24 protein-coding genes and 1 tRNA gene are annotated in these 26,567 nt (G+C 58.3%); 14 read left to right on the top strand and 11 right to left on the bottom strand.

All coding sequences use genetic code 11. From position 1 onward, the window contains the following. The first annotated feature begins 17 nt into the window (after positions 1 to 17). The 6 genes from AC1RM7_RS09590 to AC1RM7_RS09565 all read left to right on the top strand — a co-directional run bounded on the left by AC1RM7_RS09590 (position 18) and on the right by AC1RM7_RS09565 (position 4,909). Complete coding sequence (locus AC1RM7_RS09590; protein ID WP_024920914.1) at positions 18 to 1,253, top strand: MFS transporter; 1,236 nt, start codon at positions 18 to 20, stop codon at positions 1,251 to 1,253. Positions 1,254 to 1,344: 91 nt separating this feature from the next. Further along, the gene (panD, locus tag AC1RM7_RS09585; RefSeq protein ID WP_024920913.1) at positions 1,345 to 1,692 is read left to right on the top strand and encodes an aspartate 1-decarboxylase; all 348 of its coding nucleotides are present in this window, start codon (positions 1,345 to 1,347) and stop codon (positions 1,690 to 1,692) included. Between the two features lie 54 nt (positions 1,693 to 1,746). Beyond that, positions 1,747 to 2,877 carry an 8-amino-7-oxononanoate synthase gene (locus AC1RM7_RS09580; protein ID WP_024920912.1) on the top strand — a complete coding sequence of 377 codons (1,131 nt, stop codon included), beginning with the start codon at positions 1,747 to 1,749 and terminating at the stop codon, positions 2,875 to 2,877. Then, positions 2,874 to 3,512 (top strand): dethiobiotin synthase, encoded by a 639-nt coding sequence (bioD, locus tag AC1RM7_RS09575; RefSeq protein ID WP_024920911.1) that lies wholly within the window; start codon positions 2,874 to 2,876, stop codon positions 3,510 to 3,512. Before AC1RM7_RS09580 ends, bioD begins: the two co-directional genes overlap by 4 nt. Next, positions 3,512 to 4,771, top strand: a complete 1,260-nt coding sequence (locus tag AC1RM7_RS09570; protein ID WP_024920910.1) for an adenosylmethionine--8-amino-7-oxononanoate transaminase — start codon at positions 3,512 to 3,514, stop codon at positions 4,769 to 4,771. The genes bioD and AC1RM7_RS09570 overlap by 1 nt, the downstream gene beginning before the upstream one ends. 62 nt (positions 4,772 to 4,833) lie before the next feature. Then, a tRNA-Ile gene (locus AC1RM7_RS09565) sits at positions 4,834 to 4,909 on the top strand. A gap of 161 nt (positions 4,910 to 5,070) precedes the next feature. Here the strand turns inward: AC1RM7_RS09565 and AC1RM7_RS09560 are convergent. The 3 genes from AC1RM7_RS09560 to AC1RM7_RS09550 all read right to left on the bottom strand — a co-directional run bounded on the left by AC1RM7_RS09560 (position 5,071) and on the right by AC1RM7_RS09550 (position 7,547). Further along, positions 5,071 to 6,651 carry a recombinase family protein gene (locus tag AC1RM7_RS09560; protein ID WP_024920909.1) on the bottom strand — a complete coding sequence of 527 codons (1,581 nt, stop codon included), beginning with the start codon at positions 6,649 to 6,651 and terminating at the stop codon, positions 5,071 to 5,073. Between the two features lie 3 nt (positions 6,652 to 6,654). Then, positions 6,655 to 7,092 (bottom strand): DUF2924 domain-containing protein, encoded by a 438-nt coding sequence (locus tag AC1RM7_RS09555; RefSeq protein WP_444826209.1) that lies wholly within the window; start codon positions 7,090 to 7,092, stop codon positions 6,655 to 6,657. A 65-nt stretch (positions 7,093 to 7,157) separates the two neighbouring features. Further along, positions 7,158 to 7,547: a DUF3489 domain-containing protein gene (locus tag AC1RM7_RS09550; RefSeq protein ID WP_244434417.1), complete on the bottom strand. Its 390-nt coding sequence runs from the start codon at positions 7,545 to 7,547 to the stop codon at positions 7,158 to 7,160. 481 nt (positions 7,548 to 8,028) lie between these two features. Between AC1RM7_RS09550 and AC1RM7_RS09545 the strand changes: the two genes are divergently transcribed. Together AC1RM7_RS09545 and AC1RM7_RS09540 are read left to right on the top strand one after the other, a co-directional pair. Then, entirely contained in the window at positions 8,029 to 8,496 is a 468-nt protein-coding gene (locus tag AC1RM7_RS09545) for a hypothetical protein (protein ID WP_024920906.1), read from the top strand. Beyond that, a complete protein-coding gene (locus AC1RM7_RS09540; protein WP_024920905.1) occupies positions 8,493 to 9,083 on the top strand; it encodes a Cap15 family cyclic dinucleotide receptor domain-containing protein in 591 nt (196 codons plus the stop codon). The genes AC1RM7_RS09545 and AC1RM7_RS09540 overlap by 4 nt, the downstream gene beginning before the upstream one ends. A 59-nt stretch (positions 9,084 to 9,142) precedes the next feature. Here the strand turns inward: AC1RM7_RS09540 and AC1RM7_RS09535 are convergent, their stop codons facing one another. After that, a complete protein-coding gene (locus AC1RM7_RS09535) occupies positions 9,143 to 9,814 on the bottom strand; it encodes a hypothetical protein (RefSeq protein ID WP_024920904.1) in 672 nt (223 codons plus the stop codon). Positions 9,815 to 9,860: 46 nt separating this feature from the next. Continuing rightward, positions 9,861 to 10,781 (bottom strand): helix-turn-helix transcriptional regulator, encoded by a 921-nt coding sequence (locus AC1RM7_RS09530; RefSeq protein ID WP_024920903.1) that lies wholly within the window; start codon positions 10,779 to 10,781, stop codon positions 9,861 to 9,863. A gap of 136 nt (positions 10,782 to 10,917) precedes the next feature. Between AC1RM7_RS09530 and AC1RM7_RS09525 the strand changes: the two genes are divergently transcribed. Genes AC1RM7_RS09525 through AC1RM7_RS09515 form a run of 3 tightly spaced genes read left to right on the top strand, consistent with a single transcriptional unit; the run spans position 10,918 to position 14,983 of the window. Further along, complete coding sequence (locus tag AC1RM7_RS09525) at positions 10,918 to 12,066, top strand: patatin-like phospholipase family protein (RefSeq protein ID WP_275451128.1); 1,149 nt, start codon at positions 10,918 to 10,920, stop codon at positions 12,064 to 12,066. A gap of 3 nt (positions 12,067 to 12,069) precedes the next feature. After that, entirely contained in the window at positions 12,070 to 13,116 is a 1,047-nt protein-coding gene (locus AC1RM7_RS09520) for a cyclic GMP-AMP synthase DncV-like nucleotidyltransferase (protein WP_024920901.1), read from the top strand. Continuing rightward, on the top strand, positions 13,109 to 14,983 hold the full coding sequence (locus tag AC1RM7_RS09515; protein ID WP_024920900.1) for a ThiF family adenylyltransferase: 1,875 nt from the start codon (positions 13,109 to 13,111) through the stop codon (positions 14,981 to 14,983). Before AC1RM7_RS09520 ends, AC1RM7_RS09515 begins: the two co-directional genes overlap by 8 nt. On the opposite strand, the gene AC1RM7_RS09510 is transcribed toward AC1RM7_RS09515, so the two are convergent. Genes AC1RM7_RS09510 through AC1RM7_RS09500 form a run of 3 tightly spaced genes read right to left on the bottom strand, consistent with a single transcriptional unit; the run spans position 14,980 to position 21,914 of the window. Beyond that, positions 14,980 to 15,942, bottom strand: a complete 963-nt coding sequence (locus AC1RM7_RS09510; RefSeq protein ID WP_024927747.1) for a DUF4917 family protein — start codon at positions 15,940 to 15,942, stop codon at positions 14,980 to 14,982. The two genes, AC1RM7_RS09515 and AC1RM7_RS09510, sit on opposite strands and share 4 nt — an antisense overlap. Before the next feature lie 24 nt (positions 15,943 to 15,966). Beyond that, positions 15,967 to 19,272 carry a UvrD-helicase domain-containing protein gene (locus AC1RM7_RS09505; protein WP_024920898.1) on the bottom strand — a complete coding sequence of 1,102 codons (3,306 nt, stop codon included), beginning with the start codon at positions 19,270 to 19,272 and terminating at the stop codon, positions 15,967 to 15,969. Then, a complete protein-coding gene (locus AC1RM7_RS09500) occupies positions 19,269 to 21,914 on the bottom strand; it encodes a PD-(D/E)XK nuclease family protein (RefSeq protein ID WP_024920897.1) in 2,646 nt (881 codons plus the stop codon). The genes AC1RM7_RS09505 and AC1RM7_RS09500 overlap by 4 nt, the downstream gene beginning before the upstream one ends. A 149-nt stretch (positions 21,915 to 22,063) precedes the next feature. Here AC1RM7_RS09500 and AC1RM7_RS09495 point away from each other — a divergent pair, with 149 nt between their 5' ends. After that, a complete protein-coding gene (locus AC1RM7_RS09495) occupies positions 22,064 to 22,279 on the top strand; it encodes a hypothetical protein (protein ID WP_152544173.1) in 216 nt (71 codons plus the stop codon). 250 nt (positions 22,280 to 22,529) lie between these two features. On the opposite strand, the gene AC1RM7_RS09490 is transcribed toward AC1RM7_RS09495, so the two are convergent. Then, on the bottom strand, positions 22,530 to 22,751 hold the full coding sequence (locus AC1RM7_RS09490) for a hypothetical protein (RefSeq protein WP_002713062.1): 222 nt from the start codon (positions 22,749 to 22,751) through the stop codon (positions 22,530 to 22,532). A 132-nt stretch (positions 22,752 to 22,883) separates the two neighbouring features. Continuing rightward, complete coding sequence (locus AC1RM7_RS09485; RefSeq protein ID WP_002713061.1) at positions 22,884 to 23,159, bottom strand: helix-turn-helix domain-containing protein; 276 nt, start codon at positions 23,157 to 23,159, stop codon at positions 22,884 to 22,886. Positions 23,160 to 23,374: 215 nt separating this feature from the next. On the opposite strand from AC1RM7_RS09485, the gene AC1RM7_RS09480 reads away from it, so the two are divergent. Next, the gene (locus AC1RM7_RS09480) at positions 23,375 to 23,944 is read left to right on the top strand and encodes a hypothetical protein (RefSeq protein ID WP_002713060.1); all 570 of its coding nucleotides are present in this window, start codon (positions 23,375 to 23,377) and stop codon (positions 23,942 to 23,944) included. A gap of 454 nt (positions 23,945 to 24,398) precedes the next feature. Here AC1RM7_RS09480 and AC1RM7_RS09475 read toward each other — a convergent pair whose 3' ends face one another. After that, positions 24,399 to 25,346: a LysR family transcriptional regulator gene (locus AC1RM7_RS09475; protein ID WP_244434419.1), complete on the bottom strand. Its 948-nt coding sequence runs from the start codon at positions 25,344 to 25,346 to the stop codon at positions 24,399 to 24,401. Between the two features lie 215 nt (positions 25,347 to 25,561). Here AC1RM7_RS09475 and AC1RM7_RS09470 point away from each other — a divergent pair, with 215 nt between their 5' ends. Then, positions 25,562 to 26,452, top strand: a complete 891-nt coding sequence (locus AC1RM7_RS09470; RefSeq protein ID WP_024920894.1) for an IclR family transcriptional regulator — start codon at positions 25,562 to 25,564, stop codon at positions 26,450 to 26,452. Positions 26,453 to 26,567 lie beyond the last annotated feature (115 nt).

The following is a 26,567-nucleotide window of genomic DNA, read 5'->3' as shown; positions in this document are numbered from 1 at the left end:
CCGACGAAGTTGCGTCCGTGCCGGTTTCCATCGATTCTGCCTCTCATCCAGCGGGTTTCACGCCGGACTCACGCGCGGCGTGGGTACGGCTGGGTATTGCCCTCATTATCGGCTCGATCGGCAGCGTCGGCATGTGGTCGGTGGTGGTGGTCATCCCCATCGTCCAGGCCGACTTCGGCGCGACCCGGGGTGCGGCGTCGCTGGCCTTCACCTGCACCATGCTCGGGTTTGGTCTCGGTGGTGTGGCAATGGGCAAGCTGTCGGACCGCTTTGGCATTGTGCCTGCGATCGCAATCGGTATCGTCGCCATGCTGTTGGGCTATGTCGGTGCCGGCTATGCGGCAGCGCTGTGGCAATTCAACCTGATGCACTTCCTGATCGGGCTCGGCGCCGCCGCGACCTTCGGGCCACTGATGACCGAGGCATCGCACTGGTTCGATCGCCATCGCGGGGTGGCCGTCACCATCGCCGCCAGCGGAAACTACATCGCAGGCACATTCTGGCCCACTGTTGTCGAACGCGGCACGGCATATGCTGGATGGCGCGCCACACATATCGCGATTGGAATAGGCTGTACGATCGTTATGGCGATCGTGGTCGCAGTTCTGCGCTGGCAGATCGGCAGTGAAACCGTGCGCTCGCACGCAGATGCGCCGCCGCCGCGCGTCGATCTGCAGATCGGCACCAATGCGCTCACCGCCGTGCTTGGCATCGCGGCTATCGCCTGCTGTGTGGCAATGTCGATGCCGCAGGTTCATATCGTCGCCTATTGCGGCGATCTTGGTTATGGCGTGGCGCGCGGCGCCGAGATGCTGTCATTGATGCTCGCCTTCGGAATCGTCAGCCGGATCGGCTCCGGTTTCCTGGCCGACCGTATCGGCGGGTTACGCACACTGCTGGTCGGCTCGATCGCGCAGGGCGTCGCGCTGATGTTCTATCTGTTTTTCGACGGGCTGACGTCGCTGTACATTATCTCCGCGATGTTCGGCCTGTTTCAGGGCGGCATCGTGCCGAGCTACGCCATCATTATCCGGGAATCGATGCCCTCCAGCGTGGCCGCAACCCGCGTCGGTATCGTCATCTTCGCATCGGTTATCGGCATGTCGTTCGGCGGCTGGATTTCCGGCGTGATTTTCGACGCGACCGGATCCTACGCCGCCGCGTTCCTGAATGGCGTTGGCTGGAATGCATTGAACATCGCCATTGTCGTGACACTGCTGTTGCGCGCCCGCCGGCGCATGGCTTTTGCCTGACAGCCATCTGCCCCTAAAGTCTTGACCCCGGCCAGCGCCCGTCCTAACGGACTTGCGCGCGAGGCGTCCGCGCCGGAACCAGGGCAGGCCGATGCAAGTCACCATGATGAAGGGCAAGATCCACCGCGCGCGGGTGACCGAAGCGGATTTGCACTACGAGGGCTCGATTTCGATCGATCGCACCCTGATCGACGCCGCCGGTTTTCTGGTCAATGAACGGGTCGACATCTATAATATCGACACCGGTGCGCGTTTCTCGACCTATGTGATCGAAGCGCCAGCGGGCTCGGGCATTATCGGCTTGAATGGCGCCGCCGCGCGGCTGGCGATGATGGGCGACAAGGTGATCATCGTCGCTTATGCAAATTTCGATGAAGCCGAGGCACGGCACCATCAGCCGCGCGTGGTTCTCGTCAATGAAAAGAATCAAAAGCTGTAAACTTGCGGCATGTGCCCGCATCCAACCTCCATCGTTGCAGACGGGATTTGATGCATGCATGAGAAGTTCGAAGCCGATTTGCGCGACCTCGCAGGCAAGGGCCGGCTGAGGTCACTTCGCAGCCGAGCGGGACTTGATTTCACATCGAACGATTATCTGGGGCTCGCAGAGTCAGATGAACTGAAGCGCGCCGCAGCCGACGCGATTGCGCGGGGCGTTCCGGTCGGCTCCGGCGGCTCGCGGCTGCTGCGCGGAAATCACGACGAGCATGAAGCGCTCGAAAACGAGGCCGCTTCCTATTTCGGCGCGGAGACAGCGCTCTATTTCGGCGGCGGTTATGTCGCGAACTTCACGATATTTTCGACGCTGCCGCAGCAGGGCGATCTTGTCGTCCATGACGAACTGATTCACGCAAGCGTCCATGAAGGGATGCGGCGTGGACGCGCCCAGGCCGTGAGTATTCCGCACAACAACGTCGATGCATTCGATGCTGCAATCGTCCGCTGGCGCGCGGCCGGCGGCAAGGGGCGGCCATGGATCTCGGCCGAAAGCCTCTACAGCATGGATGGCGACAGCCCGGACATCGCCGGACTTCTGGCTGTCGCCGATCGTCATGACGGGATGCTTGTCGTCGATGAAGCACATGCCACCGGCGTGCTCGGTCCGCAGGGACGGGGACTTGCCGCGGCATTCGAGGGTCGCGACAACGTTATCACCCTGCACACCTGCGGAAAGGCGCTCGGCACCGTCGGCGGCTTCATCCTCGCGCCGCGCACAATTCGCGATTTTCTCGTCAACCGCGCGCGTCCTTTCATTTTCGCCACTGCGCCGTCGCCGCTGGTGGCCGCGATCACGCGTGCCGCAATTCATGTTTCCCGAACCAACCCGGAGCGTCGCGAGCGGCTTGCGCGGCTGGTCCGGTTTGCGGGCGACGAACTCGTCCGCCGCTGCAATGTCACGCCATCTGGTTCGCAGATTCTTCCTGTGATCATCGGTGCGGATCGTGCTGCAGTCGCCGTTGCGGCGTCTCTGCAACAACGCGGCTTCGATATTCGCGCCATTCGCCCGCCGACTGTTCCGGAGGGGACGGCACGGCTGCGGATCGCGCTGACGCTGAATGTCGATGAAGCCACGGTTGCGTCGCTATTCGAGGCTCTGGCCGAAGATATGCGGAAAGCGGCATGAGCACCCGTATTGTCGTCACCGGCACCGATACCGGAATTGGAAAGACGGTGTTTTCCGCGGCCCTCGCCGGTGCTCTCGATGCTTTTTACTGGAAGCCGGTTCAGGCTGGCATCGAGGAGGAAACCGATCGCGATGCTGTCCAGCGGCTGTCGGGCCTTTCTGCTGAGCGCGTGCTGCGCGAGACCTATCGGCTGAAGACGCCGGCCTCGCCGCATCTTGCTGCGAGACTTGATGGCGTCACCATCGATCCGGGCGCGCTTGCCTTGCCGGAAGTCGACCGGCCGCTGGTGATCGAAGGGGCGGGCGGTTTGATGGTGCCGCTGACTGAGAACCTGACATACATAGATGTCATGGCGCGGTGGCGCGCACCGGTCGTGCTGTGCGCACGCACGACGCTCGGGACCATCAATCACAGCTTGTTGTCGATCGAAGCGTTGCGCGCGCGCGACATTCCGGTGCTCGGCATCGCATTCATTGGCGATGAAAATCGGGAGTCGGAAACAGTGATCGCCAGCATGGGGCAAGTGAAACGTCTTGGCAGGCTGCCACATCTCGCTTCGCTTACACGTGAGACCCTGCGTGCGGCATTCGCGCAGCACTTCAACGCCGGCGACTTTCTGAAGGACGTGACCTGATGACATCCAGATCACCGGTGTGGCATCCGTTCACGCAGCATGCCGTTCAACCCAACCCAACGCTGATCGCGCGAGGCGAGGGGGCATGGCTGGAGGCCGCCGACGGCCGCCGCATCTTCGACGGGATATCGTCCTGGTGGGTGGTGACCCACGGCCACCGTCACCCTCGCATCGTGCAGGCGATCAAGGATCAGGTCGACAAGCTCGATCAGGTCATCTTCGCGGGCTTCACACACGAGCCGGCGGAGAAACTCGCCCGGCATCTGGTTGCGATCACGCCGCCGGAGCTTGAATATGTCTTCTTCTCCGACAGCGGATCGACCTCGGTCGAAGTGGCGCTCAAGATGGCATTGGGCTACTGGCGTCATCTTGGCGCCAAACGCAGCCGCATCCTCGCGCTCGAAGGCGCCTATCACGGTGACACCATTGGGGGCATGTCGGTGGGGGAACGTGGCGTGTTCAACGCGCCATACGATCCGCTGCTGTTTGACGTCGAACGAATTCCGTTCCCCGTATCCGGTCGCGAACAGGCGACGTTCGATGCGCTGGATGCGGCATGCAAGCGCGGCGACGTCGCAGCATTGATTGTCGAGCCGCTCATTCTTGGTGCGGGCGGCATGCTGATCTATCCGCCGGCGGTTCTGGCGGAGATGAAACGCGTGTGCGAGGTGCACAACGTGCTGTTCATCGCGGACGAAGTCATGACCGGATGGGGGCGGACCGGCACGCTGTTCGCATGCGAGCAGGCCGGTATTGCGCCCGATATCGCTTGCTATTCGAAGGGACTGACCGGCGGATCGGTGCCGTTGGCGGTGACCCTGTGCCGGGCCGGGATTTTCGACGCACATTATTCCACTGACCGCAGCAAGACGTTCTTCCATTCCAGCTCGTACACCGCGAACCCCATTGCTTGCGCGGCCGCGCTGGCCAATCTGGAAATCTGGCAGAGCGAGCCGGTGATGGACCGCATCAATTCGCTTGCGGCGATGCATAAAGAGCGGCTCGCGCGGTTTCGCGGCGACCGGCGTTTCGCGGACGTCCGCCAGATCGGAACCATCGCCGCGCTCGACATCGTGGCGAAAGATGCCGGCTATCTGGCCGACATCGGCCCGCGGCTTTATCGCGGATTTCTCGCGCGCGGCCTGCTGATACGGCCGCTCGGCAACACGGTCTATCTGATGCCGCCCTATAGCACCACGGCGAGCGATCTGGATCAGGCGTACAATGCGATCGATGAGCTGGCGGGCGAGGTGGCGTGAGGTTGCCCGCTTGCTGCGGTCATTGTATGGGAGGTTGCACCGTTGCTCGGAACGAGCCGGCGGGGCCTGTAGCTCAATGGTTAGAGCCGACCGCTCATAACGGTCTGGTTGCAGGTTCGAGTCCTGCCGGGCCCACCACGCAGTCCTTCGATATCCGCGATATCGCGAGATCGACGAGCAAAGCCCGCTATTGGCGGGCTTTCTGAAACTACCTGGCGGCTCAATCGGTTTCAGAGACCCGCATACGTTTGATTTTGGCGGTTTGTCTCTGTGGCTGGAAAATCCTGTTCCCCAGCCAATCAGGGCTGTAGGCCAAGGCTTCGGTGTTGGGCTGCCCAGAGCTCGGGTAAATCGCGAATGGTCGATATTCCAACTCCTCTCGGAAGCTGTCCGTCTACAGCAGCCTTGACCAAGGTTGGAGATAGAAATGCCAGGGAAATGGTCAAATTGACTTGCCGCAGGCTGCATTGTTCGCGTGAGGCGATTTGTTGGGTAGATGTGACGCTGCCCGAGATGAGTTCGTCGACCCAATGTCGACCTTGAGCGATCGCCTGGACGAGCTTTGCTCGCGTTTCGGATCGGATGGGTCTTTTATCCATGCGTTGTGATGATTTTGCCGGTGGGATGATTTCTCTTGCGACTTTGGAGGGCGGTTTGGACCAGGGGATAGTGATGGCGGATCTTGATCTGCCCTTGGCCTTTAGTTGATCCGCGTGGGCCGAGAGCTCAACCTTCAACGTCTTCAAGCCAACTTCAACACGTGCAATGTGATCGCGGACGATTGATGAGGAAAGCTCGGTCTGCTTCAGGCGTTTCCGAATACCATCAATCACCAGCTTCTCAATCAGTGGGGCCGGCACACGTGGGACACTGCCGACGTTACGGGGCTGACCCTGTAAGAGGTTGCCCGAGATGTAGTAGCGATAGCGAACCCCCTTTTTGAGCTTCGAGGTCGGTGTCATCCGGTTGCCGCGGTCATCGAATATGCGGCCCATGAGTAGAGCCTCGGAGTTATTTCTGGCTTTGGCGGTTGCTTGGCGTTGCTGGTCGAGTTTGGCTTGGACGGCATCAAACAGCTTGCGATCAATGATTGGCTTTTGCTCGCCTCGCAGGATCTCGTTCTTGTATTTGACCTCGCCAATATAGAAGCGGTTGCGGAGAAGATGAGCAACCGGTCCCCGGCCGAACGGGATGCCTCCAATGATCTTGCCGGTCGATAGAGGTCGGCGCTTCGTGGTGATGCCGCTCTTTCGTAGATCCTCAAGGAGCGTACCGATGCTTCCAAGTTCGAGATAGCGACGGAAGATATGACGAACGGTCTTGGCCTCACTCTCGACAATGGTGATCTTGCGATCTTTAGCCCTGTAGCCAAGTGGAACGACGCCCCCGACCCAAAGTCCCTTGCGCTTGGAAGCTGCTATTTTATCTCGAATGCGTTCCGACGTGACCTCGCGTTCGAACTGGGCGAAGGACAGCAACACATTGAGTGTCAGCCGTCCCATGGATGTCGTAGTATTGAACTGCTGCGTGACCGACACAAACGAAACGCCGTGCTTGTCGAAAAGCTCAACGAGCTTAGCGAAGTCGGCCAACGATCTCGTCAGGCGATCGACCTTATAGACGACGATGACGTCGATTCTTCCTTCCTGAACATCAGCAAGGAGGTGCTGAAGCGCAGGTCGGTCAGTCGATCCTCCGGAGAAACCACCATCGTCATATCGCCTGCGAAGCTGCGTCCATCCAGCATGGGCTTGGCTTTTTATGTATGAAGATGCCCCTTCGTACTGGGCATCAAGAGAGTTGAAATCTTGATCCAGGCCAGCGTCAGTTGAAACGCGAGTATAGATCGCGCACCGAATGGTCTTGCGGTGGCTGCTCATCGGTCAATCCTTGACTTTCTTGCCGATAGTGCCGTCTCGCAGGCCGAAGAATCTGGGACCGTTCCAACGCGTTCCGGTCATGGCAAAGGCCACCGCGGAAAGGCTCCTGTAGGTCTTTCCGTTCCAGGCAACCCCATCGGTCATCACCATGACGCGATGCTGACGCCCCTTCCATTCCCGCATCAGAACCGTGCCGGCTTCTGCCTTGGTCTGCCGCCGATCATGGGCTTCAAGCTGTGAGGCAACGACGCTCCGGGATTTGGTCTCGCCGCTTCGTTCAAGAGCAGCTTTTGTTGCTGCATCGAGATCGCCGAAAGCGTCAGCCTGCAGCCGGTACGCAAGGACACCGAACAATAGGTGTTTTGGCAAATGAGGAAGGGCAGGTTTACGGAAGGTGATCTTCCAGCGGGCTTGCAATCCACGTAGATCGAGACCGCGCAACTGCGCGATCTCGCTCTCGACCGAGTTTCTCAAAGGCCGCTTCGAGCGGCGCGTGCGACCCATGACTAAGCCATGGCGCTCGTGATGGCAGTTTTGGCTGCCAACGGTCGTGTTACTTTAATACGGTAGATCCGGTCCTTGCCTGGCTTCTCCGAGGTAAGGTCCAGTTTGAGCCGCTTGCGCACCACACCGGTCAGGAAGCCGCGCACGGAGTGCTGCTGCCAGCCGGTGGTTTTCATCATGGCCGCTATTGTTGCGCCTTGTTTGGAGCGAAGCATCGCCAGCACTTTGTCGTGTTTGGTTTCTCGATTTGGCGATGCTTTAGCTGGGGCCGAGATTGGGCTGGTCCGCCCAGTGAGCGGCTTTCTATGTTGCTGTGCGGAATGGGGAGCAGTGGTGCGAAGCAGCGTTGCTATGTGTTTCGCTGCGGTTTTCTTGGACTTGGCTTTTTTCACAGATATCTCCTGAGATAGCAGCGGCACTATCTGCCGCACGACCTCAACCCCGCGTTCGGCGGGGCAATCTCAGGAAGCCGCCTTCAGACGGCTAACGGGCGTAGCAATGCTCGATTTGCTTCTTATTGCCAGTCCTTTCTGAGGCGCTAGGGAGGGAATGTTGGCTTCGAATCCTAGTTGCTCAGCCAGCCAGTGTGTGATCGAGAGTATTTCCGTGTTAGATGCGGAATAGGGCCGCCAACGGCTACCTACGCAGCAACGCCGATGACTCGCGACGACGCCGAGAAGCACGCCGGAAGATGCCATGCCGCTCGCGCGGCGAAAGCTGACATTGGAATTGGCGTCTCCCGACTGGCATTGCGCTAAAGGCGACGGCGCAGCCATCGTGGGAAGCGGAATGGATCGGCGGGGATCGTCGGGAATGCGCTTAACTCGTGCGGGGAAATCTGCTTTAGAAGGAGTAGTTCCAATACGATCATGCTTGGACAAGATGGTTCTGCCCGACCCTAGCCTTTCGGCCGAAGGATTGCTTGAGATACTCCGGGCGGTGGTCGGACAAAGGACAGCCGACTTTTCGGGTATAGGTCTCGTCGTCTGCGACTCGCCGGAGCAATTGCCGCTGGTGCCGTTGTCGAATGTCCCCGAGCAACGCGACGCGAAGGATCTGGTGCGGCGATTGATTGCTATTGCATCGCACAGCAGCGCACATCACGATGGGTTCCATATTCTGTCTTCAGACTGGGAATTGATCAGAGTGGCCCAATACTTCTCTCCCCCGATCGCTGCTCACGCCCAAATCGACAGGTCCAAACGTTTTGGAGGGCGTTATTTGGCAGCTCTCTTCGGATCGGCGATGCCAGGGGTGATTGCGTCGGGAATAGCCAGTGAGGGATTCGGGATTGCCGTTTTTCGCTCGGCCACAGAAGTGATCTTCGAGGACTTGGGGTGATTACCATTCTTCCTATCACTCGGGTGATCGGCGCGATCGCTGTGTTCTACGGCGTTTGCGTGGCCGCCATCTTGGCCTTCGATTGGCAATTCGGCAGCGGAACGACTCTTCGATCGAGTGTCGGAATAGCGCTTTCGGGAGCTACGGGGTTGAACCTCTTGCTTCTCTTATTGGTAACTGTCGGTTGGAAGTGGATATGGTCGGTATTTCCCGTACTCGATAGATGGGTGTTTCCCGACCTGAACGGCGAATGGAAGATGACGATCCATTGGCAAGGTGCCGGAAAGAGCGGGACCGTCCCCGCCAGAGCTCACATCAAGCAGGATCTGCTGCGAATTAGCATGGAGGTCTTCTCCCGCGATTCGGATTCCGAAACTCTGGTCGTGCAGCCGAAGCGGGATCCGGAGTCGGGAAGACCCATCCTGTATTATGTCTATCGTGTGATTCCCAAGAACATTGGACAGGGTGGCGGTGGTTCGTACGAAGGGGCCGCGATACTGAGGCTGTCGAACAGTCGCGCTCACGGGTGGAACGGAAATTACTTCACGAGCCGGCAGACTTTGGGGTATTTCGAATTGTCGCGCTGAACTTTGCTGGCGCGCCGGCTCGCTCAAGACATCTGCTTTCTCCGACGATCTGTCGGAAATCAGTAGCGGCTGTCTTCGTCTTGCCGCAGCGTCTGCAATGCTACCCTGTTCGAGGTCGCGTCAAACCTCTCCCTGAAATTGTCGCGATCGGCGGTTTCAAGAAATTGACTAAGATGTGCTTCTTCCTTGAGAAAGCTACGAAGGCGTTGTTGCACCGCCGCGCGCTCGCGATGGATGTGCCGGTTTGTAAGAAGTTCTCGCGCCGCGGCAGATCCGGTTTCCTCGGCAAGGCGTTGGGGTGCAAAAACAGGATTGCGACGTTCGGCGCTTCGAGCGATGAGGATAGTTCGGATACACCAGAGTGCTCGCTTAGTCAGAAGCGTTGAATTCAGTTCGTCTCCGAATCGGGCGAGATACATCCCAAGATCAACGGCTCGATCGATATCGCTCTGATAGCTTGATCGGAATCGGAAAGCAGACTGTAGCTTCACGAGGTACTTGTCAGGATCGATGAGCGGTCTTGCTTCCCGCACCAGGTGGCAGACGAACAGATCGCCCTCGCGCGCGTCCTGCTGCAGTTGAGGCCATGGATACAAAAACAGGGAAAGGTGGCCCACAGAAACGTGACGAGTGTCCTTATTGAGGCTCACCATGAGAAGATCGGTATCGGATCCTTCAGAGTGATCCGCGCGTGCGAGGCTTCCGAAAAGCAATGTTGCTACTATAGCCATGGCTGACAATGCGCGGAAGATTCGAGGAACTGAGATCTATGTTGGATCATGCCGAAGGCCGCGATTGTGAATTTCTAGCGAGCGCTTCGATCGACATCTTTCGTGCCAGCGCCCGAGCTTGAGTCACCTCGTCTTTGTTTTGCAAAATTATCTGCTGTTTCTGTGCGATCAAGATACCGGGCGCAACATCCAGATTATATTCGCTCATGAGATAGAAGCTGAGACTGAGACGACAAGGCCGAACGAGGCGGCCGTTTGTCATGTCATGTTCCGCGGCAACGCGAGCTTGTAGCTCGGCTGGCAGCTCGGGGTTCGGAACTATGACGAGATTGATGATATGAACCCACTCGAAATCCAAAGCCGCGTCGATCGAAGCGCGCCGACGTGCGGACACGGACAGAATTCTGTTGAGGTTATAGTCGCGAAAATCATTGTGATCCCGCGACCAAGCGCGGACGTACCAACGGCCGGCGCTATGTGAAAGTGCGTGAGGGGTGATTGTTCGTGCCGGTTGTATCGAGCCCGTCAGTGACGCGTAGTCGATATCGATTTCCAATTTTTTGCGGATGGCGTCCAGGACACGAAGCAGCACAGTCGGATCGGTCGATCGTTGGCCCAGCGTAAGAACTTCGACAGGCGGGATGGTGTCGAACCAAGTGTCCTCTGGCCGCATCCAGTGATTCTCGATTGCGACCAGTTGCAGCAGGTAGCGCTCAATGGTCTCGCCGATGAAGACGGGCGAGAACGCGTCCGAACGGGTGTATGCCTTCTCCGCCCGGTCATAGCTCAAGTTCTGGGGCGCGAACTTCTCGTATTGGGCGATGTCGGCCGACGCCTGCTGTGTCGAAATGCCGAATGTGTTCGCGAGGTCGCTCCGATTGAAGCGGCCGTCCCAGAAGAGGCGGAAATCGATGAATTCGAGGCGTCGGCGAACGCCCCAGCGCAATTGATCGCCGTCGTCCACCATAAAATCCTCCAAAAAAGCCGATTCAAGTCTCTGAATCGTGTCTAGTTACTTGACGAGTTAAGATAACGCCACCATATCTTATGGACGGACGGAGAGCATATAGCAACCGCGTCCATCATCTAACGAGGGCAAATAGGTGGGAACACCTGAAGAACATCAACAGGTTACGCGACCATATCGGGTTCTAAGTCTTGATGGCGGCGGAATGCGAGGCGTTTATACTGGCGCGTTTTTGGCGCGCCTCACCGGTCAGTTTGCTCGAATCAGGGGAGAGGCTGCCCTCGATCTCGGCCGTGGGTTCGATCTGATCACCGGTACCAGCACTGGAGCGATTGTCGCTTCCGCTCTTGCGGTAGGTCGGCCGATGGCCGAGGTGGTGCAGCTCTATCGTGACCATGGACCGAAGATCTTCCCGCATCGGATCTCAGGGAAGGCCAGCGCGGTCTATCGGGCCACGCAAGGTAACCGATTCGTCCGCGAGGGCGACAAGGCGCTTCGTGGCGCGCTGCAAGCCGTGCTCGGTAACGCGACCATGCAAGATATCTTCGACCGCCGGGGCATCTCCCTATCCATTCCCGCCGTGTTGATGAGTGACCACCGCGCGTGGGTGTTCAAGAAGACGCCGAAGAGTGGTCCTCGGGACGATCTTTACCCTCTGGTCGATGTGTGCATGGCGAGCTCCGCGGCGCCGATCTATCGCTCGCTCGCCGCCATCGACGATCCGAACGCACCGGGTGGACCGCAACAAGTTTTCGCGGACGGTGGGTTGTGGGCCAATAACCCGATTATGGTCGGACTCGTCGATGCGCTGACGATCGCGGCACCAGACCGCTCGATCGAGATCTTTTCGCTGGGAACCTGTCCGCGGCCCGAAGGAGATCATCTCGATGCGGGGAGCGCCCATCGATCAATGCTGGACTGGACCCTTGGCGCCGACGTGGCGCCGCTCAGCATATCGGCGCAGGAGTTCGCGTTCGACCACATGGCCCGGCTGTTGGCCAACGCCATCAGCAATTGTGGGCGTCCCATCCAAAGAGTGCGGTTTCCGAATAAGCCGGTGCCGGCGAGCATGATGCCTTTCCTAGCGCTCGACGACACTCGGCCGGAGGCAATGGATCGATTGATCGGCCAGGCGCACAACGATGCCGATCTCACCAAGAGTGCTTGTGACGATCCGAAAAGTGATGATGGCCGGATGATCCGACGCCTCATGAGCGAACTGCCGGCGATGCCGGAAACCGGGGCGGTTTGGGACCGCTCTGCAACCTCATACCAGAAAGGATAGGTGATGTTCGACTGCTCCAAAGATGTTCGTGCTTATCACGATCAGGAAGTGAACCTGCCGAAAAACGAGCAGGATGCGATGCGCGACCGACGCAACGCGAACCGCACCCGCTTGCGCAATGGACTCGCCGATGCATGCAAGCCGGCGCCACTCGAGTTCGTCAAGCAGGGCAGCTACGCCATGAAGACGATGACGCGTGATCCGGACAACGATTACGACATCGACGACGGCGTCTACTTTCGGAAGGAAGACCTGGTCGGAGATCGTGGGGCGGAGATGACCGCTCTTCAGGCGCGGCAGATGGTCCGCGACGCTGTTGATGACGGCAAGTTCAAGAAGCCGCCCGAGGTTCGGTCGAACTGCGTGCGAGTGTATTATGAGAAGGGGTATCATGTCGATCTGCCGGTCTATCGGCGCGTGACGACGTCGACCGTTTTTGGTGACGTGGTCCACTACGAACTGGCGGCGAGCATCGGTTGGAAGCGCTCCGATGCACGGGACGTCTCGGACTGGTACGAAGACGAGCGGGCGAAGTCGGCCGATGGCATTCAGCTCCGTCGGATCAATCGCGATTTGAAGAAATATGCTCGCAGCCGCGATAGCTGGCGGAGCGGTATCCTTAGCGGATTTGGCATCTCGATACTGACGGTCGAGCGCTTCCGGCACGACGAGCGAGAGGACCGAGCACTCTACGATACGATGGTCGCGATCAAGGGTCGGCTTAACTGGGATCTGCAAGTCAAGCACCCCGTCACGCCCGGCGACTACATCACGAACGGCTCCGATGATGCGCGCGCGCGCTGCTTCCGCGACAAGCTCATCGAGGCGATAGACGACTTGCAGCCTCTCTTCGACGCAGACTGCACGCGCGAACGTGCGCTCAAGTGTTGGGACAAGGTCTTTGCCACCACCTTCTTCAGCGAGCGGTTGGAGGAAGAAAAGCGCGCCGCCGTCGCTGCCCCGGCGATCATCACGTCGGGGGCTCTGCTTTCGCAGACTGCCGCCGCTGCCGCCGCTGTCAGCAGTGCAGGCGGGGGCCGCCATGCGTGAAATAGCGCTCCCGCTCCGTTGGCGGCAGGCGGCACTCCACTTAGAAGCCACCCTGCGCGAATTGACGGGGCAGGCGCCCGAACGTCTCGACCGGGCGACGATTGGCGGTTGCTATCCCTCGCGCCGCTGGGTCGCGGCGTGGCGAGTCAGTGTGGTCTTTTCTGACGGCGTGACGCGCCACATCGATGTCCTCGCAACGGCGGCGTTTCCGGCAGTCCCGGTCAGAACCGCGCTCGTCGATCATCCGGTTTTCATGACTTGGCCTCACGTCGAAAGCGACGGCGTTCTCTGCCTGCTGCCAAATCTGGCAGAGTACGATCCCGATGATCCTTCTGCCGTCGCTGCGAACCTGCTTCATCGCTCGATTCGACTTGTCGAAGAGCTGCTCGAAGGTTCTATCATCGAGCGGGATTTTCGCGAAGAATTTCTAACATATTGGGCTTACAAGGCGCACGTGAAAGGCTCGCACTTCTACAGCCTGGTGGCGCCTGCGCCACCGTCTAGGCTCGTGCAGGTGTGGCGAGGAAAGGGGTTGGAAGTGGTCGGCGAAGATACCCCGTCGCTTGAACGCTGGGTGCGCCGTCGATTCAGCGATACTGTGAGTGTCAAGACTGAGGACGCCGCCTTCATTTGGCTGGAAGATCCGCCGCTTCCTGCCGAATATCCCGAGACATCCTTAGATCTGCTGGCTTTGGCGGCTGCGGCTGGAGACGACGCACGGATGGTCATCGAGGACGTCGCAGTTCGCGAGCCCGAACACGTCGTCGCGGTGCTGGGAGCTATAGGTAGGGGCGGGCCCGCTTTGATCGGCGTCAAAGCACCGAACCCGAAACGTCTCAAAGGTCATGCGAGATCTGCCGCGGAGCCTCTATCCAAGGGTTTTCGTCGTGGCCAGACACCCAAGGAGGTCCTTCTCAGTCGCTTCTTCGGAGGTGGTTCCGTCGTCAGGACTTCGGTGCAGCGGGCGGACGCGAATTGGATTCATGGCCGAGATCGCGACCCTCGGACGAGGCGCTTGCTTGCGGCCATTGTGATCGTGGTTGGGTGTGGGTCGGTTGGCGCGCCGGTCGCACTCGCGCTGGCGCAAGCTGGCGTTGGACGGATTGTTCTGATCGACTACGATACGCTTAGCTGGCCGAATGTCGGCCGGCATCCCTTGGGCGCACCAGCGGTGGGCCGCAATAAGGCAGAGGCCTTGGCCGACCGGCTGCAAGCCGATTTTCCTCATCTTCAAATCGAGTATCGCACCTGTGACCTGCACCACCTGCTTGCCTCCGATCATGATCTTGCGACCGCGGCTGACTTGATCGTTTCGGCAACGGGTAGTTGGGCGGCCGATTCAGCGCTCAATCGCTGGCATGTAAATCAAGGAAGAGATAGACCAATCGTATATGGCTGGACGGAGGCGCATGCCTCCGCCGGGCACGGCGTTGCGATCACCCAGAGAAGCGGTTGCCTACAATGCCACGTAGGCCGAACAGGTGCACCGTCGTTCAAGGTAGTGGATTGGCCTGATGGAGCAGGCGCCAATCAAGAAGAGCCTGCGTGCGGTGCCCACTATCAGTTGTATGGTCCGATCGAGCTCGGCTTCATTACCGCGATGATCGCCGAGCTATCTCTCGATTGCTTGCTTGACTCGTCGATCGATTCCTTCAATCGAATATGGGTTGCGCCTCGGGAACGCATCGCCAAGCTTGGCGGCCATTTCAGCGAGCTCTGGCGATCAGAACACGGTGAGGGCGATACCGGGGGCAGGATCGTGGATAGACCATGGCCTCGGACCTATTGTGCTGCCTGCGAAGGCGCGGAGGCTCCTCGCTCCGTGCGAGAAGACGCCTCGCCGATTTCCCGTTTGGCGCAGAGCTAACCCCACACATTCGCCGTTTCGGCGTCGACCAAGGAGTATTCGATCTTCGAGCCGTTACGCTTCTGATAGCGCGCTAGTTCGCCGTCGATAGCGTCGATGTCAGCGGTCGGCTTGTGTACGCAAAAGTATAAATGGCTGATGTTTGATTTGAACAGCGCGTTGTAGATGTGCGCGTCGTTCGTGCTCGCAGAATGGCCGTAGACGAAGAATGCGTTTTCGGCCGTACGAAGCTTATCGTAGCAATGACGTAGATATGGAACCGCATGAATACGGGCGAGCTTCTGAATGGAGGTGCCTTCGGCCACATAAAGGGGCAAACGTTTTGTCTGTGTGACGGTTGAGGCGATCGCGTCGATCACGCCGCTGCCTTCGTCAATTCGCTTTTCTAGTTCGTCTTCCTCAGTCTTAAACAGATGTAGGCCGCCGTGCAGATTGTACACGTTGCAATGAGCGTCGGTCTTGAAATGCCATAAAAAGCCATCTCTCTTTTCGGCCAAACCAAATCCGTCGCGAAATTGCTTTGTGTCATCCAAGGTGACCCAATAAAGCAGTAAATCATAGTTGAGAGTGAAGATCGTGTCGAACTGGGACAAAAACTTGATGCATGCCGGTATCTCGGCCGCGATATCTTCGCGATGCGCGGGATGGGTAATCCTTACGGCATGGACGAGGGCTCCACGGAGCTTCTCGGCTTCGGAAGATAGGGCTGTCGCTCGCTTGTCCTTATTGTAGGTCTTCTCGACCAACACCGCGTCTTCGAGCGCTCGGATGGCGATTTCAAAGTCAACCGTTGCAAGGACATTGAATAGTTCTCGCAGCGGGCCGTCTTCGTCCAAACCAGACTTTTCGAGCAAGTTGGAGTACCGGAAGTATTTGATCGAAAAGCCGTTGGCAATCATCAGGGAGGGGCAATTCCCCGCGGCTTTCATCGCTGCGTCAAAAGGAAGGATCTTCGCCATATTTTGGCTCCGTTGAATTACCTATCATTTGGCGGTCGAACTCACCCACACGACTTCACCAAGACTCATGTAGACAATGGCGCCGCGCGAAACGCCAATCGCGGTGACGTAGTCGGATAGTTGCGCGATATGGTCGGATCTATCCTGTCGACCAGGAGCTACATCGCTCTTCCAATCCAGGATAGCAAAGCTTTCTTCTCCTCGGATCGCGACGGCGTCGGCGCGTCCAGCAATCAACTGACCGTCGCCTGAATCGGACCAGACGGACATCTCGGGAACTAGATGTTGCCGTAGTGCCGCGACGTCATCAAGCTTGAGCGTGCGCATCGCCGTCCGTGCCATCTCTCCAGGATCCGGATCTGCTGAGGATGTCGGCCCTTCCATATTCTTGAGTTCTAGGAGTAGATCCGCCGCACGCACCTCAACTCGGTCAAAATCATCGTCACCCAATTCTCCCGTCAGGAATTCCTCCATCAGCTTGTGCAGAACGATGCCTCGAATGCGACCGCCGGCGATCGGTGGGAAAAACTGGAACGTATCGTCAAGGCTGCTCTCGACGATCGTCAAGGCTTCCGCTCGATCGCGATCATGAGTGCTAGGAGTTCTCCAAGACAACGGCGGGGACGCGCTCGCGACGGCTCTTGCTTCTTCCTCGAACGCGTCCCGGGTTTGTTCGTTCGTAGGCCGAACTTCCTTCGGTGAAGTCGGCGGGGAGAGAGCCGTCAGGTCGATTTCAGGCAGTGAGTTGTGGCTCAGATCCACGATTCTGGACCACGATTGTGCCGAAGCCTCGGGCAAGTGCGGAATGATGAGCAGGTCGCGCGCCCGCGTGCACGCTACATACCACATACGTTGATGTTCCAGCGTCTGCTGCCGCTTCTCCTCGTCGCGGGCGGCCGCAAGCTCCGGCGGCATTACTCCCCCGAGAATCCAATGCAACGTGTCGTCGGACCGGCGATGGATGAAGCGCGGTGGCGGCGGGAATTCAGTGGACGTGTTGATCAAAATCACGACTGGCCATTCCAACCCCTTCGAGGAATGGATCGTGACCAACTCCACCGCCTCGTTCGACGCGTCGATGCGACCCTCGGGGCGTTGCTCGCGGGTCTCCCAATCCGACTGCAGATCCCTGATGAAGGCCTGAAGACCCGACACATTGTAGGGGCGCGCCATGTCGATCAAGGCGTCGAGGTTGGCGAGCGCTCGCGCGCTTCGACTTCGATGTCTAGCGGCGAGAACGACGCGGAGTTGCAAGCGTTCGATCGCCTCGGAGAGCAGTATGCGCGGGGTGGTTCTTGTGACACGACGCCGCAGATGCTGAAGCACCTCCAGCACCTTCTTTGCGACTGGATTCGAGATTTGTTCCAGAGGTGTCCTGACATCGAAGTTGGCCGTGCCGGCTCCGCCCGCAGCGGATCGCACTTCTTCGGCGATATCCAGCAATTCCTCGTCCGTCAGCCCGACCATGGGCCCGCGCATGAATGCGCCGAAGGCAAGCGTGTCGCGCGCGTCGGCAAGCGTACGAAGCAGCGCGAGGATGTCTTGCGTTTCCTGCTGCAACAGCAGCGTCTTACCTGCCTGCGAGGCGACGATCAGTCCCTGGCCTTCGAGCGCTCTTTCATACCGCCACAAGTCCTTGCCCGTCGGCGCCAGAAGTCCGATGTCTCCGGCTTCGAGAAGTGTGATCGATCCATCCGTTCGCCTCACTCGGATCGAGCCGATTAGACAGCGGCAGATATCCGCGACTAGGGCGGCTTCCGCATCGCGTTGACTGTTGGCGGAGGGAGCCTGGGGTAGCGCGACGGTGACTTTCGCCGCGCATGGAAGGCCGTGTTCGGCAGGGCCGAGCGTGGAGGTGAGAGGTACGTACCCAGGCTGTCCCCGCGCCTGGAGAACCGGTTCGAAGCAATGGTTTACATGCTCGATGATCCGCTTCTGCGAGCGGAAGTTCGCCGTGATCTCGATGATGGCCCCCCTCGTCTGAGCGGCCACCGTCGCGCGCGCTTCGTTGTACGCCTCGATATCAGCACCGCGAAATCTGTAGATAGCCTGCTTCGGATCGCCGACCAGGAATAGCGAGCCGGGTCGAAGCGCGGCGTCCTGCCAGCACTGAGGTCTGTCTTCCGCGGCGATCGAAAAGATGACCGCCGCCTGGATCCTGTCGGTGTCTTGGAATTCGTCGACTAGTATGTGCCGGAACCTGTGACTCAATGCCATTCGTACGGGTTCGTGTTGGCGGACTAGCTCGTGAGCCATGACGAGAAGATCGTCGAAATCCAGCACCGCCGCTTCCTGCTTGCGGCTAGCGTAGGCTGCGATGACATCATCGAGCGCAATGGAAAGAGCATTTACCAGGCCGTCTGCGATCTGACCGAGCAACTCGCGGTAGGCTCGTTCTACGTTCGCGAAGAGGGTTTCGGCCTCCCGATTGAGTTCTTCGCCTCGGCTCGCTCCGTAACTCCGGAACCAAGCGGTTTTTCGACGGTAGGAAAGGAGCCTAAAACTCTTCTTTTCCATGGCATCGACGCGCGGCGGAACGCCCAGTCGCCACAGTTCGCGGAACGTGGGCTCGGACTTGAAGCAGTCGAAATAAAAGGTCGACAGGGATTGAAGGTCCCGCAGCAACGCTGCGGTGCGAGTCTCTTCCGGATTGGCGGCGAACCATCGGACGAATTCGTCGACAGCTTCGACAAGTTCGATGTCGGTGCGACGCGTGAAGTCTGCTTTTCTGGTGGTAGCCCTTGGATGGTCACGCTTGAGATCCGCCAGACCTTTGACGAGATCGACGACGTTCAAGGGATCGTGTTGGGAGAGCACGACGACCGAATCGTCTGCTCCGACTTTCCCGGAAAGGCGATCGGTAAGCCATGATCGGAACACGCCCTCAAACATTGCTTTGGCGCTTGGGGCGTCCATTACGCGGGACCCCGGATCCAAGGCGGTCTCGATGGCGTAACATCGGATGATCTCCTGACAAAATCCGTGAATGGTCGACGTGCTAATCTCATCGAGATGCTCGGCCGCGGAAGTCAGATTCTCCCTCTCTTCCCTGCTCAAGCCTGTCGGCAGGGCGTCTTTCAGCACGTCGGGGGTTTCCTTCGCGAGCAGGCGCGCGACGTAGCTTCGAATGCGTAGCGCCAACTCGCCTGCGGCAAGTTCGGTGAACGTGATGGCGGCCACCTGAGAGGGCTTCGCGCCGCGGGCAAGCAGCATGGCCACGCGGCCCGCGATAAGTGAGGTCTTGCCCGTCCCCGCCGCCGCCTCGACGAGCAACGTCGTATCGAGATCCGTCAAGACTCTTAGCCGTTGCTCGCGATCTGCAAGCTTCATGGCGTGCTCCAGAGTGCATCCAGGTCGCGAGCGAGGTTTCCGAAAGCCTTAGCCTTGCGCGCGAGATATGCGTCGAGTTCGGCCGGAAGAGCGAGGCGCATGTCATTATATGACTCTCGTGCGGCCGGTCCTGGACATGCATGTCCGCGCTCGAGCAATTCGCAGGCCTTATCGAGGAAGCGCGTCACATCGTCCGCAGCCGCTTCCAAGGCATCGCGGCTGAGCGAGAAAGGTGGCGATTCTCCGTCGAGGTAGATGAGTCGCGTAATGATCTGCGACGTGTCCGGAACGAGTTGCTTGATAGCTATTGCATACAGCACGCGCTGTAGCTCTTTGCCTCGGTCGAGCACGATCTTGTCCGGCCGGCGCGGCGTCGCTCCGGTCTTGTAGTCGGAGATTCTCACCCCGCGGCCTCCGGCAGCGATATCGACGCGATCGATCCGCCCGGTGAGCTTCAATCTTGAGGATCCGACGAAAATTTCGCCCTCGGACGGCCAAGGGGACTGCTTTTCGTCACGGGCCGAAGTAAGGCCGAAGCTCACCTCGCTCCAACTCGTCGTATCTGTCTCGAAGCTCGTGTCGATCGTCAGTCCTCGCAAGCTGCGTCGAGCGGCTTCATCAAGCGAGTGATTCCAGAGTAGGGTTGGAGGGACCAGCCGTTCGAGTGGCCAATGCCGAAAAACGTGGTCAACCGCGGCTGCTAGTGCGAACTCGATTTCATCGTGTGATGCGCGGGTGAAACCTGGCGCAGGCTCGAGCGCACTAATAGTGCGTGCGAGCAATTCGTGGATAAGTTCGCCAAAGGCGAGGTGATCCAGGGCAAGGGGCACCTCGGAGAGCGCAACGGGGCGCATGTCCAGTGCATATTTCCAAAGGAAGCCGAGCGGATCACGCACCATAAGCTCAAGAGAAGTCGCCGAATGAATGCGCGTCACCGCGCGGCGAACCGCCGGATGTCCCGCGCGAACCGTACCGTCGTGGGCGGTTGCGTCCTCCCGGTTCCAGTCCCGCCAGCAACTAGAGGCGGCCTTGATGCGGTCCGACTTTCCGGCCTCGGCCGCTCGCGCTAGTAGGCGATCGGTTTCGCTGAAGGCATGCTCTGGGATGCGGCTTCGTGTGCAAATCCGGGTCGGAAGCGCGGTCGGCCACAACGCGCTGGCGGATTGGAGACCACCCTCGGTCGAGCGACGGCTGCGCGAAAGAACGATCTCCTCGGCAGGACTCGAAACAAGCAGCTTGAAGCAGGAGCGGTCTCTTTCGGCGGTTGAGCTGGGTACGAGGAGACGGCGTGGAAGGATATGATCCGGCAGAAGGGGATCTTCCGCATTCGACCGTGGCCAACTTCTTCCGGCGACACCGAGCAGACGCATCCAGCGCCGCGGAGTACCGATCAGATGGGAAGCCGGGCACCAGACGACGCTGTTTCCTGGATGCCGAGAGTCCCGGATGCGCAGGCTGTCGAGCGACAGAGCAACTGCGGCCGGAGGTGCATTTCGGAGCGCATCGCGCCACAAACCTAGGCTTGCTCCGCCAAGAAACGCCTTTCCGGCCTGGTCTGCATTTGCAAGCCCAGGTGCCAACGCTTCGAGCAATGGAGGAAGTGTTCGTTCGGCTGCGTCCGGGTTCGAGCGATGATCTCGCGCGTAGCTGAGCGCTCGCCGCCATTGGTCGACGTTGAGAAGTCCGGCCTTGCGCGGAAGACCTGCAGCCCAGTCGGCGGGCACGGCGGCCGCCTCGGTTGACGAAGAATGCGCTAGCAGGCGTCTGACGCGCTCTTGGCTGATGCCGTTCCCGAGTACGTCGGCGAGGGCCGCGCAGGACTGTCCCTCCCAGGAGCCGAGCGCGGGTAGTCCGTGCGAGAAATGGATCGGCAATTCGGCGTGCCCCGCCAACACCTGCATGTGTTCGTCCCAGGTTGGTGTCGACGCGGCGGTGATGGCGATGTCGCTGGCACTGACGCCCGAGCTGAGAAGCTGGCGCGCCCACCTGAGCGCTTCGACGACCTCGGCCCTGGGATCTGCACTCAGCTCACCGCGGATGACTTTTGGAGACTCCGTGGTGGGCACCGAAACTTGACCAGGGAACCAGTCTCGCCCTAGTTTTGCCGGCGCACTCCACGAGACCTCCAAATGCGCCGAGAGTGCAACCAGGAGAGGCCGCCATACAGGCTCGACATCGACGAGACCTTCCAGCGAGATGCTGCCGAAGAGCGTTGAGGCAAAGCGGACGCGCTCGACCGCGGCATCCCGCAACGGGCGCGGCAGCATGGCTCCATAGGGTAGCGCTTCGCTCACTCTCTGCTCCAAGAGGGCGAGGTCGGCGAGCCGTCCGGATATGGGCGCGAGAGCCGTCAGGTCCAGATCCGCACCCCATGCGTGATTCAGCGTCTGCATTGCGGCCCGGACCATCCCGGGGAGATTCTTGACCTTATCGATCTGCGAATAGCCGTCGGCGCGAAGCGCCGCCGCGACTACCGTGGAGAGAACTTCTCTGTCGGCGGCGCGGCTGAAACCTCCGGCCAGGCGCGCCGCGAGCAGAGGCAACGTAAGAATATCGGTGCCCACTTCGTTCGCCTTGGCAGCCCAAAAGCGCCTCATGCCCAAGGCCAGCGGTCCGTCTACGATCATGACGCGGCGTTTCATAGTTACGGGTCGATCATGATAATGAGAAAGACGAAGTCAGCTCTCTCTTTTGCGCAGGTGCCTTTTGGGCGAGGAGCCCGGAGCGGGCCCCCAGTTTCGCCGAAAGAGACAATTAACTCCATAGGCAATCTAAAGTGGTCGATAGCCAAATGGCCGACGGCGCGCCGGTGCTTCGTCTCGATCTCAATGCAGCGTTCTTTAACGATCCAGATGATCGCGGTTATCCGTCGCGCCTTCGTACTGGCCACGTGCGCCTGCGGGCCGTGGCCACGTTCTTGAACCGTCCGGGCCGCCTTTCCCATGCGAGTTCGATGGAATCGACGACACAATTTCGAACACCGGCGTTGTTGGCTAGGTGTTCGTAGTAGTCGGTCCTCAGACCTGATAAGCTTGGTCGGAAAGCCTATCAGTGAACAAAATTCCATAACATTCGATGGGCGAACCTCTGCTTTTTGACGCGTGAATTGGTTCAGGCGCGATTGAATGCGGTCGCCCAGGTCGAGCGTTCAATGATCCCGTTGACGCGGCCGAGGTAAGCGACAGCATCTTGTGCTGCCATGGCCGCAGGCCCGTCATTTGCTGACGGGCAGGGGAGCCTTGAGATTTGGAGAGCTCCTATTCGCCCGACAAACGGTTGAGCAGCGAAGCTGCGTCCTGCAACCGGTGCGTTTCGTAGAACATTTGCTCGAGATCCATCGAAACTCTCACTCCTTCACTTACACTACCGGCCAGCGCGCAGGCCTCGGCAGCCTTGGCAATCCGTGCGGCCTCGCCGAGGCGAATACCAATCTCGGTCAAGATCAGGCCAATTGCCTGTTCGGTAACTTTGCGATCCATCATTGCCTCCGATTTACGGCGACAGTGACGCTCCACGTGCCGGGGAAGTCGAGCGGAAACGCAGCAATCTAGTGGCTCTTATCAGCCGGTCCGGATCACAAAATGATCCGAAAGAGCCCAAGGCTCTACGACCTATTTGGTCGGACGCTTTGGGGTGGCCTTCGGCGCGCCTTTTCCGGCAACATGGTCCTTAAAAAGCTTAACGGGATCGGCGCCAAGAGCGCGCGCAATGGCCGTGAACTCGATGATATCAAGGCGACGCTCGCCATTCTCATACTTTGCGACAAAAGATTGAGGGCGGCCGAGTTTTTTGGCCAACGCCTGCTGGCGAATGTCCGCTGATTTCCGCACTGCGACAAGCAGGTCGATCAGCCGGGCATAATCTGCGGATTTGAGGGTCTTCTGCATTTGCCGCCAAGGCCGTGAATCGGCGGCAAGTAATCTGATCCCGAAAACGGATTATCCCAAAATAGGATTATATTAACCGACCCTACCGATAGTGATCGCGGCAGCCGAGGGTTTTGTGGACTTCGGTAATAAGGGAAGCGATGTGCTGACCTGTCCACGCCGGGTCGTTCATGAGGCGGCGGGAGGGCAAATCGAGTAGTAAGCGGGGATGGTCCATGAATATTGCGGTGAAGGCGGCCTTGGGCTGTGCACTTGGATTTATCGTTGTCGGAGCTCTGGTCGGCGGCGGGAAAAGCGCTCCTCCGCCAGCTCCGAGCGTGCCCCTTCCCTCTGATCAGGCCCGTTTTATTGAGGCCGTCACAAAGGCGCGCTCCCAGTTTATTGCGGCCGCAAATGAGCTGGCTGCAGGAGGTCTTCGCAACAGCAGACAGCAGGCGGTTTGCAACGCCCTCCAAGGCAATTACGTTTCCGGCTGGATCGCGAAGGTTGCGGATCAATCAACAAATGGGGATGGCAAAGGTGTGGTTACCCTCGAGCTTGCCCCAAACTTGCAGGTATCGACCTGGAACAACGCCGTATCTGATTTTTCTGACAAAACCTTGATCGATCCGGAGAGTCAGCTCTTTAAGTCTCTGGCTGCAATGAAGAGAGGTGATACCGTCCGGTTCTCTGGTGATTTCTTTCCATCAAAAGTCGATTGCGTGAGAGAAATGAGCGTGACCCTGGCAGGGTCGATGAGGAGCCCGGTCTTCACCATGCGCTTCTCATCGATCCGCAAACTTTAGCGGTAAGGCTGGTCCATTCGTTGCCCTACCGTCAAAAACTTAGGTACCGAGGCGGCATTTTGATGATGAGACGGTTGATCATTCCATTCTGAATTCTTTGATGTGCCAGTTTTCGAGGTAGGTCGCCCCTAGGGCAAATTGCTTATCGTCTCCAAGGAAATTCCCGTTACTGTTGCGCCTCTCGATTCTTCTTCAGCGCCGCTTTGAAAGCAAGCAAAGGTCTTGCGGGATATTGCGCCTAAAGCGCTAGAGCTTTCGCAGCTGAATTCGAAAGCAACTCTTGTGACGAAACATGTTCGGTCGTGAGTGAAATTGCTTCCCGTAACCTTGTATGTCTTAAATCAGATGACGATGCTGACGTGCAAGCGAAAGTGGCCTTGGGAAACTTGCAGCCCATGATTGTCTTGGCAGCCCGAGCCAAGATTTGCTTGGAGTTGACGGATTTCCGCCAACACTAAGCCGACAGATCAAACCACCAATCGCCTTGAAATTTCGGTTTGAGAAAATTGATCAGAGACAAAACATTGTTAGATACCAATTTTGGCGAGGGAAACACCGCATGTAATTCTTGCTCCGGTAAAATGTAATCTATTAAAACTTGCACGAGTTGGCCACGGCGAAGGGCCTTCTGTGCGACATATTGGGGCAAGATAGAAATTCCAAGTCCATTTTCTGTGGCTGCCAGGACTGTTGAAAGGTTATTTGATCGCAATCTTCCATAAACATAAACAGGAAAAGAAATGCCATTTGACTCCTGGAGGTGCCAGACAGCATCCCCCTGCACGGTCGTGTAAACGATGCAGTCGTGTTTATTCAGCTGAGCTGGTTCAGAGGGAGCCCCACGATTTTCGACGTAATCTGGTGAAGCCACCATAACCCATGGATTGCGACCGAGGTATCTTCCCCCAAGTGACGAATCTGCAAGTCGGCCCATGCGGAGTGCGATATCGACGCCTTGCGAGACAAGATCTACGTAGTTGTCATCACAACTTAGATCAATTCGAAGACTAGCATTACGATTCATGAAATCAATAAGCAGAGGAGTTACGATGCGTCGACCAAACGCAACCGATGTAGAGATTCGCAATGTACCTTCAAGCTGAACACGTCTCTGGCTGATGATGTTTTCAGCTTCGGCGAGTTCGTGCAAAGCCGCTTTGCACTTCTCATAATATAATGATCCTAATTCGGTGAGACTGATACCACGCGTATTGCGATTGAGTAACCGTACCCCGAGTTGCAATTCAAGCTGGGCAATACTCTTCGTTACAGTCGACTGAGAAACTGTGAGGTCGTCAGCAGCCTTAGAGAAGCTGCCGAGTTCGACCACTCTTGTAAAAACGCCGATCTCGCGAATTCTATCCATAACGGTGTATTGCTCGCAGAATTCGTTCTTGTCCAAATTAAGCTTGCGTCTGCGAAGGCAGTCGGTGCCAAATATCTAGTAATATTAGGTAAAGGAGCAACCACAAAGCTCCGTTAAACAAGGTTTTGGAATAACTGATATCGTCCTTGTGTCCTTCGCGCGAGGGTGTGAATGCAGCACATTGGGAATTCCCTCGCCTAGAGTTGGACTGGCCAGGCGACCTTCATATTCCATTGGCGGAATTCGACGCGATGAAAAGAGATATTGCCCGGCGCAAGCACGTTGAACTCCAGTCCGAGTCCGGTGATCAATCCAATTATCAAGCACACGCTAAAGACAGTGGCGTGCAATCGGTTGATCGCGCAATGCTGCTGATCGAGACCTTGGCCGAGGACGATGAGGGCTATAGGCTGACGGACCTAGCCATTCGCACAGGTTTGTCACGGTCAACGATTCACCGCTTACTCATCACATTAGAAAGGCGCCGCTTTGTACAATTCGACCGCGGGCAAGCTAGTTGGCATATTGGTGCTCAGAGCTTCGCGGTCGGCGCGACATTCGTTCGCCGAAGAAATTTCTTAACGCAGGTCATCCCCTATCTACGTAAGCTGCGAGACCAAACGCGCGAAACTGTAAATCTCGCCGTCGTCGACAACGGCGCGATGTTGGTCCTCACCCGTCTCGAAAGCCGCGAGATTATGCGCTCTGTAACCAAAGTCGGTGGTCGTGTGCCAATGGTTGCATCGGGACTTGGCAAAGCGTTGCTCTCTACTTACACCGAGGAAGACGTTTTCGCGATCATTCACCGAGAAGGCATGCCGAGGTTGACATCAAGGTCAATCGTCCGCGCCGGAGACCTATGCAAATCTCTACATGACATTCGCCAGCGCGGCTATTCCGTAGATTACGAGGAAGCGCAGATTGGATTGCGCTGTGTGTCCGCCGTAATTTATGACAATTGCAGTGAGCCGCTCGCCGCCATTTCCGTCTCAGGTACGGCGTCGCGGGTTCCCGATGATCGATTGCCTATACTCGGTAAGCTCGTCCAGGAGGTCGCCATCGAAATAACATTGGCGCTTGGCGGAACGATCCCTGTAGCGACGGGTAAAAATGATGAATCCGCCAGGAATCCACGGATATGACCGAATCGTCGGCCTCAGCGGCGGTCACTTCTTCACAGCGGTGGCAAGGCAATTCAGGAGCGGATTTCCCATTGGGGTTGGCCCCTTCTAGCGGAGGGGCACCGCGCTCGCTCCT

The sequence above is a fragment of the Afipia sp. GW822-FHT03D08 genome (genome assembly GCF_058801645.1).
The sequence above is the reverse complement of the archived record's forward strand: the minus strand, read 5'-3'. Positions and strand labels throughout refer to the sequence as shown.

Coding starts and splice junctions, on each gene's coding strand:
- panD (WP_024920913.1), top strand. CDS start 1,345: ATGCAAGTCACCATGATGAAGGGCAAGATCCACCGCGCGCGGGTGACC.
- AC1RM7_RS09580 (WP_024920912.1), top strand. CDS start 1,747: ATGCATGAGAAGTTCGAAGCCGATTTGCGCGACCTCGCAGGCAAGGGC.
- bioD (WP_024920911.1), top strand. CDS start 2,874: ATGAGCACCCGTATTGTCGTCACCGGCACCGATACCGGAATTGGAAAG.
- AC1RM7_RS09570 (WP_024920910.1), top strand. CDS start 3,512: ATGACATCCAGATCACCGGTGTGGCATCCGTTCACGCAGCATGCCGTT.
- AC1RM7_RS09560 (WP_024920909.1), bottom strand. CDS start 6,651: ATGAGCAGCCACCGCAAGACCATTCGGTGCGCGATCTATACTCGCGTT.
- AC1RM7_RS09535 (WP_024920904.1), bottom strand. CDS start 9,814: ATGGCTATAGTAGCAACATTGCTTTTCGGAAGCCTCGCACGCGCGGAT.
- AC1RM7_RS09530 (WP_024920903.1), bottom strand. CDS start 10,781: ATGGTGGACGACGGCGATCAATTGCGCTGGGGCGTTCGCCGACGCCTC.
- AC1RM7_RS09520 (WP_024920901.1), top strand. CDS start 12,070: ATGTTCGACTGCTCCAAAGATGTTCGTGCTTATCACGATCAGGAAGTG.
- AC1RM7_RS09515 (WP_024920900.1), top strand. CDS start 13,109: ATGCGTGAAATAGCGCTCCCGCTCCGTTGGCGGCAGGCGGCACTCCAC.
- AC1RM7_RS09510 (WP_024927747.1), bottom strand. CDS start 15,942: ATGGCGAAGATCCTTCCTTTTGACGCAGCGATGAAAGCCGCGGGGAAT.
- AC1RM7_RS09505 (WP_024920898.1), bottom strand. CDS start 19,272: ATGAAGCTTGCAGATCGCGAGCAACGGCTAAGAGTCTTGACGGATCTC.
- AC1RM7_RS09500 (WP_024920897.1), bottom strand. CDS start 21,914: ATGAAACGCCGCGTCATGATCGTAGACGGACCGCTGGCCTTGGGCATG.
- AC1RM7_RS09495 (WP_152544173.1), top strand. CDS start 22,064: ATGGCCGACGGCGCGCCGGTGCTTCGTCTCGATCTCAATGCAGCGTTC.
- AC1RM7_RS09490 (WP_002713062.1), bottom strand. CDS start 22,751: ATGGATCGCAAAGTTACCGAACAGGCAATTGGCCTGATCTTGACCGAG.
- AC1RM7_RS09485 (WP_002713061.1), bottom strand. CDS start 23,159: ATGCAGAAGACCCTCAAATCCGCAGATTATGCCCGGCTGATCGACCTG.
- AC1RM7_RS09480 (WP_002713060.1), top strand. CDS start 23,375: ATGAATATTGCGGTGAAGGCGGCCTTGGGCTGTGCACTTGGATTTATC.
- AC1RM7_RS09470 (WP_024920894.1), top strand. CDS start 25,562: ATGAAAAGAGATATTGCCCGGCGCAAGCACGTTGAACTCCAGTCCGAG.